Below are 17964 nucleotides of genomic sequence, written 5' to 3'. Positions count from 1 at the left end.
ATGATGTTTGATATATGTTAAAGATTTTATGATAACCTATCAATCTAAATAATACTATTTTAGTAGAATTTCCAAATTTTTTATAATGCATTACACTTTAAAAAATGTTAATGGAGGTAAATATATTTTGTAAAATTTTACTGTTGGATTTATTCAATTTAACTGCAGATACTTTACTTCTCGCAGTAAAGTATTCTTTAAAAATCGAGACATGCACACACTAAAAAATTTACGCCTTTAGTTCGGGAGATTTTCCACGGAATGAGCGAACAACTAACAGACAAGATACTAGTCGAGAAAATTCAACATGGCGATCAGCAAGCATTTAACTTACTAGTGATGAAGTACCAACATAAAGTTACAAGTTTGCTGGCTCGTTATGTACCACAATCGGATATACCTGATGTTGCTCAAGAAACTTTCATCAAAACTTATCGTGCAATTTCAACATTTCGTGGTGAGAGTGCATTTTATACTTGGCTATACCGAATTACTGTTAACACCGCTAAAAATTATTTACTCTCTCAAGAGAGGCAGCCACCTTCCTCAAATCTGAAAACTAGTAATACTGAAAACTATGACACTGCAAATATTTTTAAAGAAAATTCGAACCCAGAGAACTTAATGTTATCTGAAGAATTAAAAAAAGTAGTTTTTAGAACCATAGAATCATTACCTGATGATTTAAAAAAAACGATAAAACTTAGGGAATTTGATGGTTTAAGTTATGAAGAGATAGCGGAAATTATGGATTGCCCAATAGGCACTGTACGTTCTCGAATTTTTAGAGCTAGAGAGGCTCTAGATCATAAAGTACAAATACTGATTCAGTAGGACTAATGGTTGTTTGTATTTCTCAAGTGTATTGAAAATACAAAATTAAGAAATTACAAATTACATCAGTGAGATGTATTATAATTATAATTTAATTAACTGAAGATGTTTAAACATATAAAAGAGCACTTTCTGCAATTATAAATGGTGGAATTCTAGGTGTAAAATTGATGCAATTTATTATATTTCATTTAATGTTAAAAAATTCTTGGAGAAGTATCATCTTATACGCGATACTCTACGCAATGAACTTTCTAATTTTATTAATTTTAATATTAGAAAAGCATTTTTGACGACAATAGATAATGAACTTATGATCATTTATCCTCGAGTAATTTCGGAATCACAACTTAAAGTGATAAAATAAAAACTTGCATTTTTTAACATAAAATACATCCATCATCCAGATAAAGAATAAAAATTATTGCTGTTGTATCTATGTGTTTAGCGGTAATGCTTGAAGTAAAATAGTAGAATAAAAGTAATGTCATTAAATCTAAAATTAACGAGAATATATTCCACATGACTATCTCTGACACTCCTTCGCCTTAAGTGTAAATTTTTCTAATAGACAGATTGTTACAATAATAAGTAGAGGAAAAAATTGAACAATACAACTAGTTTGTTAATGTGATTCTTTCATCAAGATGAAATAAAAAAAACGTTGAATGCTGTATCTGCAATACCAAGAAAAGAATAAATTTAGAGTGTCAAAAAAAACTGAAGTTATAAGTATCAATACAATGATTATTTTGCGCTTATCTAATTAAAAAGTTACATATATCTAATTAAACTTAAAATCTAAAATATAAAACTTTCCTTTTAAAGGAAAGCAATACTGCATATAATCTCTCATATCCTGTAATGTTAGGAAGGTTAATATTAATTTTGTCTCTGATATATTATAATTTACTCATCAAGCTGTTTCTTAAATAATGTAAATGAACTACAATTAATATAAATTCACGTACATTTAGATTGAATGATTTCAATCTAAATGTGACACTTTTAATTTTAATAATATACAGTCAATGTTTACGTATCATAAGCAGTATAATTTTAATATGATACACAAGTATTCATCTGTTTGCATATATATGTATATCAAAACGGTAATAAAGACCTTGGTAAATATGAAAGAACGACAGGAAATATTTTAATCACTACTTTAATATTTTCATTGTACATTAATGATCTTGATTTAGAAAATACTACAAATTTATTTAATATTAATAAAAGAATTAGTCCATCACTATCAGTGATAAGTTAACCTTAAACTTAAACAGTTTTATCATTTAGCGCAACTAATTTTAAACTCATAATTCTTATTGCAAAAAACGCTCATCTCATTTTAATAAACGTCAAAGTTTTGAACGTTAATTAGAATTTATTTAATATTTTTTGCATAATAAAAAGATAATAGATACATTTTTAAAAATAGTAAGCCAGATATTTAAATATTTTTTATTATTTTCTATATTAATAATATATTTTCTTAGTCATTAACGCATATTGAAAAATTAATTTATTTAGGGGCAGTTGAAAAATAAAAGTAATTTGAGTTTGAAAAATATCATAATATATATTAACCTACAATACACATCATCTCAAATATTTCACTGTAATGATTACTATTTGTGAGTATATTACTTTCATAGGAAATTAATTATTACATTTTAACCTGTAAAATCATTTTTTCTTTATCTATAACTTTTTCCTTTTACTTAAATTTTATTAAATCTAACATGAAAGATACATTGTGACATATCTTTCATGTTAGACTTTACCGCAACATCATAAAATTTCATAACATATGCATGTTATAAAACTTTTGCATACCAATTATGAAAAACTCGCATGCTCTGATCATCACGAATATGTACTGTATTGATTAATAATGAATAATATTAAAATTTATTCTAGTATTTTAGTAGTTTTATTTCTAAAATTTGCAATAGCAGTGTATCACAATCTTTCTGAATTTTTTAAGAAAATATATTATTATTATATTTAACTCAAATTTAAATATATAGCAGTAAAAATGTATTATCTTTTATATATAAGAATTAATTAAAAAAATTTCTTATTTTCGTTTTTGAGAAATAAGTATTACTTATTACCACTCAATATTCATTTACATGTTATATCTTTCTCTAAACATGATTTTATTTATTTAATTCCATCTCTCTAATTTTTACAAATATTGTATTTAACAACAATGAATTAATAATTACTTTATTTATTTTAATTAATAAATTAAAAACTATTAAAAATTTTAAATTATTAATGTGTAATAAATATTAATATAAATTATATCACAAAACGACTAGCAACAATTAGAAGTTTTTATATTAATGATTACAACTAACGCTGTAATAAAAAACTCAACTTCTCTTCTAGCAGAAAATTAACATTTCTTTTATATCTTCATGTATGTTTGTAAATTTATTAGGTCATACCTAACCACCGTTACTGATCCTTAATTCATTCACTGTAAGTTAATGGATGTATATTGTATAAATATAATATTTTAGTAAGTTGATCGTTTTTTTATTTTTATATAACAACTCAGATTAAATAGTCAATTTTTTTAGAGAACTAAATCCTTCAGCAGAGAGTGCTGGATGTAAATTTTGCATATTTTGTTTCATTGTTAGGCAATATGCAAAATTTTTTTTATTAGTAAGGATTATATCTTTCTGATTGTCAATTAAATTGATTACTTTTTTTGCTGTTTTCATACCTGAATCAACAAACTTTGTGTTATGAGGTAATACTGTTTTAAGCTCCTCTATTAATAGAGGGAAATGAGTACAACCTAAGATAATTGTATCAGGAGGTTCTAGCATTTTAAGCCAAGATTTTACTGCTTGAGCTATCTCCCTTAGCGATATTGTTTCACCATAAAGTTTTCTTTCTGCTAGTTGCACGAGGTCAGAAGAACCTAGTGAAAGAATTTTGCAATTCATAGAAAAACGTTTAATTAGTTCATTAGTATACTTACGATTCACTGTCGCTTTTGTTGCTAATAGTCCTACCACTCCATTTTTTGTTAATTTTATAGCAGACTGAATTACAGGAACAATACCAACAATAGGAAAATTAAAATGAGAACGCAAAATAGATAAACTACCTGCGCTTGCTGTATTGCAGGCAATCACCGCAATAGTTAATGAATGTCTTTTTTTTATTGCATCCACTATTTTATAAACTCTTTTAGTGATAAATTCTTCGCTTTTTTCACCATAAGGAAAAGCTTCATTATCAAATGTATAGATATACTGCGCATTTAAAGCAATTTTTTTACATTCACGATAAATCGACAAACCACCTACTCCAGAGTCTAAAATTAAAATAGTTGGGTGATTAGATAAGTTATTGTGAAAATTTATAGATTCTTGAAAAATAATACTTTCTTCCAGCGGAATAATGTCCATAGATAATCTCTTGAACATTTGTCAAAATGTTAGGAATTTTAACATAAATTATTAGAATGTATTCAGTATTTTTTTATAAAAAATAAGAAAATTAATAGTAAATGCACAAACTGCAACAAAAACTTCGATATTTTATCGTTTTTATATTAGATAACTTATTTTCAATTCAATCACTTACCTTTAACAAACCAATATATTTACTTTCAAATTAAAAATATTAAGCTTATTATATGGCGACATCTTAATGATTGAATAAAAATGTATAATACAGATTATTGTAAAATATTGGATTTTTTATCACTATAATCTGCATGTGTTTAACATGCCAAAAATTTTATTGTGTATATGTTGTGAATTCTTACTAAAATTTTATAACGCAAATATTTATCAGCTGCTGCAATGTAATTTACATCTAGTACAACTTTTTGTTAACATAATTCTTTTGATAACTCTATTATATATTTAATCTTTTCACATGAATAATTATAAAATAATATCGATATTATATTTATTATTTAAGAGACGCTGAAATAAGTAGATTGTTACAAATGTTATAAATAAACATCTCAGATGTCAACAAAATATTAATTACATCGTCTTGTATACTCCTAACAACATATTTATTCTCTTATAATAACCCCGAAATAATAAAGTTAATTATTTATTTTTATAAACCAAGATAAAATATCTTTTTAGAAAAACCTTTTTAAAAAAACAACGTTGATAATATCAATGCATTGCACAATAATTTAATCAAACTCTGTAAAAGTATAATTATTTCAATTAATAATTTTTACCTGTAATAATCGAATTAGTTTTATATAGTCTAGAATTAGTAACTTCTTTAACGTTTTTATTTTAATGTTTTATTAATACTGTAAGTTATGTAACTATCAAATATATAATCAAAATTTTACTGTAATTAATGCTTGTTTCATGAAATTAAGATCAAGATTACTGTAAACAATATTATTAGTGTTCAATCATAGAAAAATAAAAACTCATAGTTCATTTCTTGAAATCTGAAATCACATATAGCCAATTCAGTGCAGAAAATAGTTTTACTAGTCTTGATTTTAGTGCAGTTAAACTAAAATCAAGTATTGCTCTAATTACTTTTATCACTATTTCACATATGTTGATAAAGTAGGATATAAATGGTGCATGAAAATAGTTTCACATTACACCAACTTATTCTTCAAGAGAATAACGTATTACTGTGAAAGGTGATAGTGTAATCCGAACATTAATATTAACTTTTATGGAATTTATTAGTAATGACCCTAATGCTTTTAGATTATCACTATGTAAACATTCCAGGACATCTATAAAATTTTATTTCGCAGTAGTTCTGGAAATGTAACATTGCATTGCTGAACTAGTTCGATTATCTTAAATAAGAAAATTATATTCCATGCCATTTTATGAAATTTCAGATGACATGAGTAATTACTATTATTTTAGTGCTGGAAATAAAACTCTTCATGTTGATGAAGAAGATGCAGCATCTTAAAACACAACTTATATTACACTTTTGTGTGATTACCAAAAGTACATATTACTATTATCAACATGCATAAGAGCAATCAAAATAGCTTTAATTAATCTTATTAACTTACATTTTAAAACCTATCAAGTACTTTTATGTAAGATCATAATGTTATATCTTAGACTTCTAAACTGCAAGCTAATATTTTGATGCCATAATGTTACCTTTACGTTAGAGGTATTTTTCTAATTTAATATATAATAAACAATGTTACAGATATAACGATCATATAAAAGTATAAAATTTATTACATTGTGCTATTTTCATTTTCTAATTTACATAATTTTTAATGTTGTATATATGATAAAAGTATTGAAGATGATTTCACTATAATATGAATATGATGATTATAACTTGTATAAAATAAAAACATCAGTGTTTTTACGTCTAGAATTTTACTAGTATAATATTTTTTTACAAATTATACTTATATTTTCACCATAAAATTCTAAGAAAATACTTTAATGATACATGTTTTTAAAAACATATACAGAAAAAAAATGCTCATAATATTTTACATTTATTTTTTCTGATTAATTTTATCTTTTATGAAATGAGTGCATAATTAATTCAAATATGTTTTAATAAATAAGCACTAGTTCAAACTGTGACATTTAATAAAATAAATAAAACTATGACTTTGACAACAATTTTAAATAAAATTTTAATATTTTTTTATTTCAGTGTACTTTCTTTTTGTTATTTTCCATCTATCATAATAGAGTACTCACTACTATATAATAAAATAATAGTTATATTTTGTCTCTCTAATCAAATTTAATATCTATCAAATAAATATACTTGAATTTTTAGTAAAAAAATTCTTTAAATACATCTTAATATGTTTTTTCTATAATTTATAATTCTTAATACCTTATTTAGTAATAAAATTAGAGATGTTATATTTAAAGTTTTTTCGAATAATTATTTAATCATCAATCAAAGTTAAATAATTTTTATTTACATCTCTCAATAGTAAGAATATACATTTTATTTTTATAAAAATAATATAAATAAATTTTATATAATAAAACATTCATAAAAATCAAATAGTAAAATAACTATAGTAAATTCAGTTACTATAACATTTTATTTATAAATGATATTTTAATAAAATACAAAAAATATAAAATATTTATTTTTTATTTTTAAAATATATAATTTTATAATCATAAGATTTTTATTAAACAATAGATAAAATTAATATTGTATAATATTTAGTATTTTTAAAAATATTAAATATTAAAGATAACTAGTTATTAATAAAATTTGTTATTGCAGAAATTATTTACATATATTATTTACTTCATAAATAAATTTTTATCTAGAATAGATTATCCTACTGTATACATTATCTAATTAAAAGAATCAACACTAATCACAATTAAATTTATTTAATAAAAACTATCCAATTAAAACAAAATATTACTTTATTAAATATATATTATATATAGTTTTTCTAAATGCATGATAATATAAATATATCCTATTTAAAATACATATATTTTACCTACAGAACTGATACTTTCTATTCAAAAACAACAAGATAATCAATAAAAATATTAGTAGATTTTACATATTCGTATAACTAAAAAAAAGTTAAAACTAATCTATAAATTAACATACAATTAAATTTTACTATTCATACTTTTACTAAAAAAACCTACGAACAATAAAGTTATTATTCGATAAAATAAGACTACCTTAATAATCTTACAGAATAAGAGTTTACTATAATTTTAAAATACAATAAATATTCTCATTGAAAAATGAGCATATGGAAAGTGTTATTGCTAATATATAAAATATTTTTGTAATATAAGTTTAAAAAATAGTTAGAATGAATTTGTTTTTTGATATTGCTTAAACAATATACGAAAAGATTATTGTACTTATCAAGTATAATAATCTTTTCAAGTTTAATGAGCATTATACTCAAATAAACTTAATAATAAGTGAAAAAGTTTCATGTGTAAATTATGTTAAATATTAATAATATTTAGTGCACAAAAAAATACATTTTCATCTCATCTAAATAAGATGAACTTTTTTCTTATAGTTTATTTTTAAATATCAATTAATGGACCTCAGAATTTTAATTCTTTGATTTTTATAAAATTAAAACATAATTACAATTTTACAAAGTAAAAATAAACTCTTAAAATATTTTATCATTCTAAAAATCTTATAAAATTATTAAAAATAAATAAAATGAGTATTACTTTAAAGCAATAACAAAAATATTTTTAATAATACTTTTTATATATAAAATATATAAATATCACTCATGAAATTACAAATCATCAGTTTATACATAAAAGTATAATAGAATATTATTCTTTTTCTTAATATCCGATCTAATCAAAAAGATTTTAATATAATGAATAGTTGATCATTTCAATCTTTTATTTATATATTAACATTACTGTGTACTCATAGTAAACATTTATTTAAGCCAATCTTTTTTACTTATAAGAAAATTAGTGTATAGTTTAGCTTCTTCAGTGCCTGGTTTGGGATGATAATCATGCTCCCATCGAACTAATGGTGGCATTGATATCAAAATAGACTCTGTTCTTCCACCACTTTGCAACCCAAATAAAGTTCCTCTATCCCACACTAAATTAAATTCAACATATCGACCGCGTCGATAAAGCTGAAATTGACGCTTTTTTTTACTCCATGTACACTTTCTACGTTTTAAAACGATCGGGACGTAAGCTTCTAAAAAACCATTCCCAACAGATTGTGTAAAATTAAAACAATACTCAAAGTTAGGCTGATTTAAATAATCATAAAATAACCCACCCACACCACGTGGTTCATTGCGGTGTTTTAAAAAAAAATATTCATCACACCAATTTTTATATTTAGTATAAATATCTGAACCATAAGGTGCACATAAATCACGGGCGACAGTATGCCAATGAATAACATCTTCTTCAAAACCATAATAAGGAGTCAAATCAAAACCTCCGCCAAACCACCAAATAGAGTTTTGATCTTTTTTCTTAGCAACAAAAAACCGTACATTAGCATGAGTAGTGGGTATATAAGGGTTAAGAGGGTGAATAACTAATGAAACACCCATTGCTTGATAACAACAATCTTTTAATTCAGGGCAATTATCTATTGCTGAACTAGGTAGTTGAGTGCCTTGGATATGCGAAAAATTTACGCCTGCTTGTTCAAAAATTGCACCCTGACTTAATATATAGCTACGACCCCCACCACCTGTAGAATGCTCCCATCTTTTCTCAAGAAATTTTTTTTTACCATCTAGGTGAGTAATTTTTTGACAAATAGTCTCTTGTAATTTCAATAAAAATGTTTTTACACGATATATATCTAAATGATTCATTGTTTTCTAAAAGAGAAATTAGTAAAAAAAGAACTAAAGTATACTTTTTTCTCTAAAAAAATCATATTAAATATTAATTATATTTAAAATATAACGATATTGAAATAATTTCAACTAAAGTCGTTATTAGTATACTATATATTTCATTTGAAAAGTATGTTTTTAAAACACTGCTTGTACTCTAAAAGAGTAGTAATTTGAATGAGTTTAAAAGAAATTTTTAATTTATATTTAACATTAACTTCAGTTTTGCATAAATATTTTCTTATTAATACAAGAGTAATGATATTCAAAAATAGTTATTCATATATCTAAAACACCAAAAGGTATAATATCTTTTTATATTCTAATTATCAATTAATTAAGTATTGCTCCTTGCTTAATCAAGAAAATATTTAAATATCTACATATTTACAATAATGTTCATTATTGGTTATTATTATAGTGAATTTACATACTCACGTAAACTTATTATAATAATTATTAGTAATTAATAGAATTACCTATGAGGTAACATTTTTAATAACATTTTTCAGATAACATGCATTTTAATTAAAATAAATATTACTATATTTTGTAAGAATATAGTTATTTATTAAGATCGGTTTATCATGTTACAATAACATTATTCAAATATTGTGAATCTATTTAAAACTTTTGTATATAATGATTTTTATAAAAACTAGTGCAATCATAAAAAAACATACACTTGAAATAAAAAATTTCTAAAATAGAATAAAAAAATCTACTAAAAATGTAAAGTATATAAAATATATTATACATACAACAATCAGGAAATATATAAATAAAAAACTCCTAGATATTAAATCTTTAGTATGCATCTAAACGAAGAGTCATTATACAAACAAAAAATTTAATAAGTTTTATGTGTTATATACTGATTTAAATCATTCAGATAATTTCACGTAATTCAATGTGCATATTTTATGTTTATACCAAGAATTAAGTTATTGAATATAAAAATATAAGATACATTGTCATATCTTACGTGAGCATCTTAACTGACTATTTCTTCTGTTCTGTGTATAAAAATCTAAATCATATCTTAAAAAATTAATATAGTATGATGTTAAGAAATTAGTCCATAGACTAGACTGTTATTACTAAACTTCTTTGACTTACAAGAGTCAAGTATTGAATATTTCTTAATGTCTAATATAATTTTATGTTATAAATTTAAATGCTTCTATTAAAATAGATAAGAAAATAGGTTGAGAATTTATTTTTTGTAATTTCTTCCGTTACACGTCAGTATTTTTACTGTTTCTTTAAAATTTTTTATCTTACTATCCTGATAGTAAAATGCCATTAATTAGTTATTACAATTTAATAAATAATTTATTGCAAGAGATATATCTACCAGTTTAACTTGTATCAACTCATTAATAAACTTGATACATGAATTATAATAATTTTAAATATTACCTAAGTGATATTTCTGAAAATATCACTCAAGATTCACTGACACTCTTTAATACAATGCGAGTAGTTTGTATGTAATTACTAATACAACATATACATTTTGTAAATACTTAAAAAACTACGCAATATTCTAAGTGTAATCTTCATTTTTTTAAAAACTAGATGTGATCATATTAATAGTACTAAATCATGCAATAAATTAAATTGTTATTATTACAAAATTAAGATTTTATAGAGGCATAATTATATTCTAATCATGTTAATGTATTGGAAAATGACTCTAAACTAAAATTTAATCTAATTTAATTATACATTTATTAATCAATAAGTATGAATTGAGACTATTAGTTATTTTAAAGAAATTTTTAAACACATATCTAATAAGATTATAATAATATTAAAAATACTTTATTTTTATATAATACTGGATCATTTTTAATAATCATCTTCTAAAAAATAAATATGTCTATAGTATGTATACTAATGAGTCTAGTGACAATAAATAAATACATTTTCTATATTAAGGTGTTCATGAAGAATTAGCATGAAACAAATGCATATTATAATATAATTATTTATTTTTCTCTACTTATGAAATTGAATTTAGTGTTTCCTTCAGAATACTGAGTCTTCTAGAGTATAATGTAATATTCACTTAAATCAATTAACTGAAGAAATAATTAGATCACCTGATAGCGGTTTAGTTCTAAAAATACAAGTATTACCTTTTACAATTCCTCACGATAATACATATAGAAATTATAATACATTTTCAGACACTATGATTAACATACATTACTATTTAAAACATTATAAAAAATAAAAAGAAAACTATCTTAAATGATAATTTAGTTAAATAAGAGTTAGTTTAATATTAATAATAATATTCTTAAAACATGATGTCTTTATCAGGAATCTGACGATAAACATTTTTCAAACCTAATCATATCATTTATTATGAATTTAATCTTTAAAATTTCATTATACAATTTAGAAAATTAATATCAATTTTATTGTTCACTTGTAATATTCATTAATCACATAATTACTAATATTAAATAATGATTTCAGCAATCTATTTTTAGAAATAGTGTTGAAAATAGATAAGTAAAATATAATAAATAATTGAGAGTTAATATTTATCATATGACATAAAATACATTACATTTTTAACTAATTTATTTTTTATAAAACCTATTTTATCTAAAAAACATATAATATAATTATATTAAAAATTTTAAATATTCTGCAAGACTAATTAATTCTAATATCAAATAAACTAGTATACTTTACACTATGATTTTCTATATATGAAAATATACCTATAATTTTAATTAACAATTATTCTTGATTATTATTAACATATTTTATATAATTATTTTAGATATAATTTAAATTATTAAGAATAAAGACTGACCATATTTCATTAACTATTTATTATTTTAATTAATATTAACATTAAAATGAAAATGGTTTATTTTTTTAAATTAAAATGTCATTAAATTTCAAATGAAAAAAATTCTAGATATCATTCTAAAGATTTTTTAAAATATTTAATATTTTTAAAAAAATTTTTTTTCGTAGAAACAATAAACAAAAAGTAAAAATAAATAATTTTTTCATTTAAGTCTAATAATAATTTTTTATTATAAAAAAGTCAAAAATATAACTGACTTATTTAAAAAAAATCAATATAAAATTTTTATCTAGAAGATATGTAGAATTTATTATGTTTATTAAAGAGACAAATGTTATATATGCCTAATTTATTAGTGTATTGAGTATCTGATTATAAATAAATATTAAATATTATAAAGATCTATCTAAAGTAGATATACAGAAAAAATTTCTTGATAATTTTTAAATGATCAGTATTAAAGAAAGAAATACATTCTAGTCTCCATAGCTTTAAGTGACTTTAGATTAACATCTAAATTATACATATAAATCATTTTATATTATTTTTTTAATATTTTAAAAAAATGAAAATATTTTATTTTTAATTACTGTAATTTAGAAAAACTGAGTAAAAATTCACTTAAAATCAATAAAAGACTATCTTATGATTAAATTTTCATGATTTATCAATATAAATTATTTATTACTATTAAAAAGATTATACTGAAAAAAATTAAGAAAAAAGTCAACTACAATGAATATATTTAATACTTATTATCAATAAAATTATTTTTAATTGACAATTTATACTAATCAATCAATCAATCAATCAATCAATCAATCAATCAATCAATTATATTATTATATATTTTTAAAATATCTGTGTTCTAAAATAATTTAAATCAAAATAATAATGAAGGTTAACTAGTTTTTAACTATTAAGAATTCTAATTATCTAATTAGTATAATTTTTATATTTTATAAGAATGATATTCTATATCTATTTTTATTAATACCTTTATACTTACACTTCATATTTTTCTAATACGAATTTAATATAAATGTTTATTAATCAAGATTTATAGAGTTATCTTTTATTTTTAATATTGTTATTTAAATATTATGTTTTATCATCTAATTTTACATCTCATCTAAATAAAAATCACATCATTGTGATAGATATATTAATTAGTGAAAAAACTCAGATCATAATATCCTGTAAAAAATATAACTCACTTAAATACTGTAGTAATAAAATTGTTTGTAATCCTAATATCAAAGATCAGTAAATAATTACTTAAATTTTTAATTATATCACGTAAAAGTCTTAATAATATAAATTATAAGTTTATACTAATAAAATATTAATTTTTATATATAATAAGTTTTAGTGAGATATAGCCAGTAATATTACAATATTTTTAAAACTAAAAGAAATAATTATTTAACACATTAGAAGAAACTGTTTCAGTAATTTTTTGTGATTTGAATAATATCTAATATTATATGCACTACTAAAAGTACTCTTTTCATTTCTTATTATTAATAAACATTATTATTCATATTATAATGATTTTTTAGAAATTTCATCTGATCGTTGAATCTTAGTAGTTATAATTAATAAATTAATACTAAAATAGTACATTTTATGTACTTATATATTGTTTTAAAACAAAAAAGTCATTAAAATTTTATTCTATAAATAAATAATAGAACTAATAAATTAATTAAGAAATTATAATTATAAAAATAATTTACATCAAATATATAAATATTGAATTTTTTATTTAATCAATAATATACTTATTAATATAAAAAACCTTTCTGTGCATTTTCAAAACATTAGAATCAACAATATTCTATATATAAATAACTAAAATGAAATTCTATATAATATACAATAGATTTATTTTATCTGTTAATAATGATTTATCAAACTTACTGCAGAAAAATAATCCATTGATTCAGTTCAGTAGAATATTTTCTACATTATTATTGGTGTTAATAAACTGCATGAAGGAATGTTATTATTAGAAGCAATAATTTTAGTAAAATGCTGAGAAAATTTTTATGATTATTTTTTCAGACAGATGTAACGCACATTTTGTAAATACTCAGTCTTAAAAAGAGATAATAAGGTGCTTCTACACAATATTAAAATTAAATTTATATTTAGACTAAATTTGACAGTATGAACTATACTAATAAATTAATAATATTTTTACCATATCTTGATTAATGATGTATAAACATATAAAAACATAAAATTAGAAGAAAATATTAAAACTAAATCAATTCAGTACACGAATATTATCGTGAATAAAATTATTTCAGTAATACGATCATTATTTTGTTAAACATAAAAAATCATAACAAAAGATTTTTTTAATTAATTTTAAAAACATATTAACCTCAGTAATTATTATAAAATAATATATATATTTAAAATGTAATATATCATTTTTGGTATATTAAAAGTGTAATTAATAATTTAGTTTATACACTTCTTAAATTTTCTAATCTTATCGTTAGATTTGAAGGGTTAAAGTAGAATACCTTTTATAAGATGGAAAATTTAGAAAATTCTGTTACGTCTTACATAAGCGTTTAACTGATTTTAACATATAGCATTTTACAAAATTACTAAAATTAAAAATAAAGTATTGTTTATCAAAAAAAGATATCTATCAGCTCTGATTTAAGGTTAAATACATAATTTATTATACTAGTATTAATAACACTGAATCAATTTTCTCAGACACTGTCTGATACGTGTTATACTAATTATTAATACATACTGTGCTATTTTCAAACCTCAATATTTAATTCATATCATTGCAAAATTTTTTACCCTAGTATTATATCTCAATAATAGAAGTTCGTGTTGTTTTACCGATGCTCGTTACTCAAGTTGAAATATTATAAGTACTGATTACTCTTGATCCATCAGGATTTATTCTAGTCAGTGTGGATTGGTTAAATCTAACAGAAAATATCATCCAAGATGATTATCCTAAGAAGCCTTATTATTTTTTAAGATTTGTTAAATCATGTAAAATCTATTAACATTAATATGTTACATTTTAAAGTGTCAAATTCAAAACTAAGATTATTTTCGGTTCAGTACAATCAGTCCATTCTAAAAAATAGAAAATTATTTAAAATAATATAGGTTTTATACACAGCTGATATATAGATCTTATAAAAATAATGATATTAATAATTAATAAGGTAAAACTGTATAATGTGAAAGATAGAAACAAATATATTAGTATATTCAAAACCAGTACATTAGATTATGGTAATAAAAAAATAAAGCTTTTTTATAAAATTTCTCTAAACTTAAAATTACTAAAATTAATAAACCTCTGAAGGTAGGTTTAATAACTCTCAGTCATTCTTATTTTAACAATATTGATCAATAATAAAATATAATCTCACAAATCTTAGATTTTATATAAATAATATTTACTGTTCTGATGTCTTGAATATACTTCAGATAATATTATTATATAATTCTTTTATTACATTATAAATTAATGCTTAAACTTAAAAAGTTTCGTCATGTCACGGATAATGTTTGAACAAAAATACTATTCTAACAATAATAATAAGTAATGCATGTAACATACTGACACATATATTTTATCGTACTAGTAATCTCCAGAAAATTCTTTTATATCTACACAAGAAATTAAGTAATATTGCAAGAAAAAATATCTTACTTGAAGTAAAGTATTCATTCACTAGAAATGAATGTAATATAAATTCCTATTAATTTATTATAAAGTAAATATTTAAAAATAAAATATTAAAATATTACATTAAACTTTAAAAAAGTTAATACATATCAGTAGTAACTCAATCAGCTCTGTTAGTACTTAAACTTTATCTCTCAAGTTTAAGAAAAAATGTAACCCATTCATTATTTCAATTTAAAAACTGATTTAAATAAGTTATTAATAAAATTGTTAGAAAAATCAATACAACTAACTATGAATCATTTTATTATTGTAACTAATATTAACAATACAGCATTTGCTATTTTCAAAACATCTATAATGCTAGCACACCAATGAGCTTGGTTATATATTGTAGTTTGTCATTTTGTTAAAGTCATTTGTTGAACAGTCTTAGCGGATAGTGCTACGAACGATTAAATCATCAAAAATATAAAAGAACTTTCAAAAAAATCATAATCTTATTAAAGAGTTACATTGATTTTATCTTCTTTAAAAAATATAAGATAATGACTTTAGTTCATTTTTAGGAGTTTCACACTTAGAAAAATTTATAGAAATAGCATAAAGAATTGTATATATGAGATTACTCATTACTAAATAATGAGTTAAATACAAACCTCGTTTCTATGATTACATGTCTTTCTATTAAATGTTACTTTATTAAAAAACTTATCACAATTATAACTATACAATAATACTTTTGAGAATAAAACAAATTTTTAACTACTATTTTACGTTGTAAATAAAAAACTGAACTAATATTTTAATAGAAAATCAATTTTTTTAAATAATTTTCATGTAAACGAACAATGTTATCATACTAATTATATCATGCAATAAGCTGATATTTTAAATTATTGTAAAAAGTTAATAAGTTTGTTAATCTTTTGATTTTTATTAATAATCATAACATTGATGTTTTTAAAAGTTAAAAAATTTCTTAATTCTCTTTAATGAACTAGGTGGCTACGTTGATAGTATTCCATCAGTGTGTTATTAATTCACACCAGATAGAGAATATAATACACTCTTAGAATATTAAATACATTTACCAGATATTCTATTAAATTTCTAGCTTGAATCAAATATTAGAATTAATAAATTAATCCACTATTCTGAATTACTTAACGTATTGATATTTATAAAGCTCTTTGTATAATAAAAATCTTAAAATAAAAAAGTTTGTATTAACAATTATTTTTTCTTATATTATTTCTTTAAATAAAGTATCGAAATTATTTTAAGTGAAAACTAGATTCTATTTAAAATATTTCAAAGATAATTGTCTTTATAAATTCTATAAAAGTAGAAAATTTTTGTAGTAATATTAATTAACAATATTAAAAAAAATTTTTAGTAAATTTTCAAAATATACAACTCTAAAAATATTCAGTGTGTATAAAATCTTTTCTATACTATTTTCTTTATATCATTAAAATCTAACAGAAATATACGAACTTAAAAACTACTTATCAAGAAAATATATATATATTTCTATTAAACTTTTTTTGTAGAATAAAAAAAATAAAAAAGAATTAAATCTTGTGAAATCAGTGTTACAAGATAGTGAAGATATTTATTTAAAGGTAGTCTGAACAATATCATTTCATTATTTTAATAGAAAGTATAAAGAATACATGTAAAGTGTTTTAAAAATTTTATTTTTTAAGTACGATTTTAAATTGAATTCATATACAACAGTAGATACTAAAAATTAAACATGTATAATTGTAATAAAACTTATAATATTAAAAATAGAAAATGTGTTTTTATATTTTACAGTGTAGATAATAACCACTAAGATTCGTATAATGTGTATGATTAAATATAAATTATACGCATACAATACTGTTAAAATTTTTATTTTACATACTAAATCAGTTATAATCTTGCAATGAATAGACTTTAGTCTATTCATGTAGAATATTTGCTATTTTTATTTAAATAAATAATAGTTACTGAACTAAAATAACATTTAATGTACTGTATAGTAAGGTCAAACCTTCGTACGAAACTTAATCTATGCTGACATTCGTTACACTAGAATAAGAATAGAGTTTTAATATAACTCATACTTAATATGTTATTTTAAAGGTAAACAAGTATAGTACATGTAGACTTTGTGGTAAAAAGTAAGTAGAAGTTACTAGTATAAATTTATTCTATGATGTTATTTTAGTTATTTGTAATACTGAAAAT

Annotated in this window: 5 protein-coding genes; 2 read left to right on the top strand and 3 right to left on the bottom strand. The window is 21.2% G+C overall.

Annotation, left to right across the window (positions count from 1 at the left end):
• Positions 1–261 precede the first annotated feature (261 nt).
• Positions 262–834, top strand: a complete 573-nt coding sequence (gene rpoE / locus GFV14_RS00130; RefSeq protein ID WP_457914337.1) for an RNA polymerase sigma factor RpoE — start codon at positions 262–264, stop codon at positions 832–834.
• Between the two features lie 208 nt (positions 835–1042).
• Positions 1043–1201 (top strand): RseA family anti-sigma factor, encoded by a 159-nt coding sequence (locus GFV14_RS00125; protein WP_457914336.1) that lies wholly within the window; start codon positions 1043–1045, stop codon positions 1199–1201.
• A gap of 13 nt (positions 1202–1214) precedes the next feature.
• Here the strand turns inward: GFV14_RS00125 and GFV14_RS00120 are convergent, their stop codons facing one another.
• The 3 genes from GFV14_RS00120 to hemF all read right to left on the bottom strand — a co-directional run bounded on the left by GFV14_RS00120 (position 1215) and on the right by hemF (position 9181).
• Positions 1215–1373: a hypothetical protein gene (locus tag GFV14_RS00120; protein WP_457914335.1), complete on the bottom strand. Its 159-nt coding sequence runs from the start codon at positions 1371–1373 to the stop codon at positions 1215–1217.
• Positions 1374–3407: 2034 nt separating this feature from the next.
• A complete protein-coding gene (murI, locus tag GFV14_RS00115) occupies positions 3408–4271 on the bottom strand; it encodes a glutamate racemase (protein ID WP_457914334.1) in 864 nt (287 codons plus the stop codon).
• 3995 nt (positions 4272–8266) lie between these two features.
• Positions 8267–9181: an oxygen-dependent coproporphyrinogen oxidase gene (gene hemF / locus GFV14_RS00110; protein ID WP_457914333.1), complete on the bottom strand. Its 915-nt coding sequence runs from the start codon at positions 9179–9181 to the stop codon at positions 8267–8269.
• Between the last annotated feature and the right edge of the window lie 8783 nt (positions 9182–17964).

The organism is Candidatus Hartigia pinicola, from assembly GCA_020541205.1.
Classification (GTDB): domain Bacteria; phylum Pseudomonadota; class Gammaproteobacteria; order Enterobacterales; family Enterobacteriaceae; genus Hartigia; species Hartigia pinicola.
This window is presented reverse-complemented; position numbering and strand designations above follow the sequence as displayed.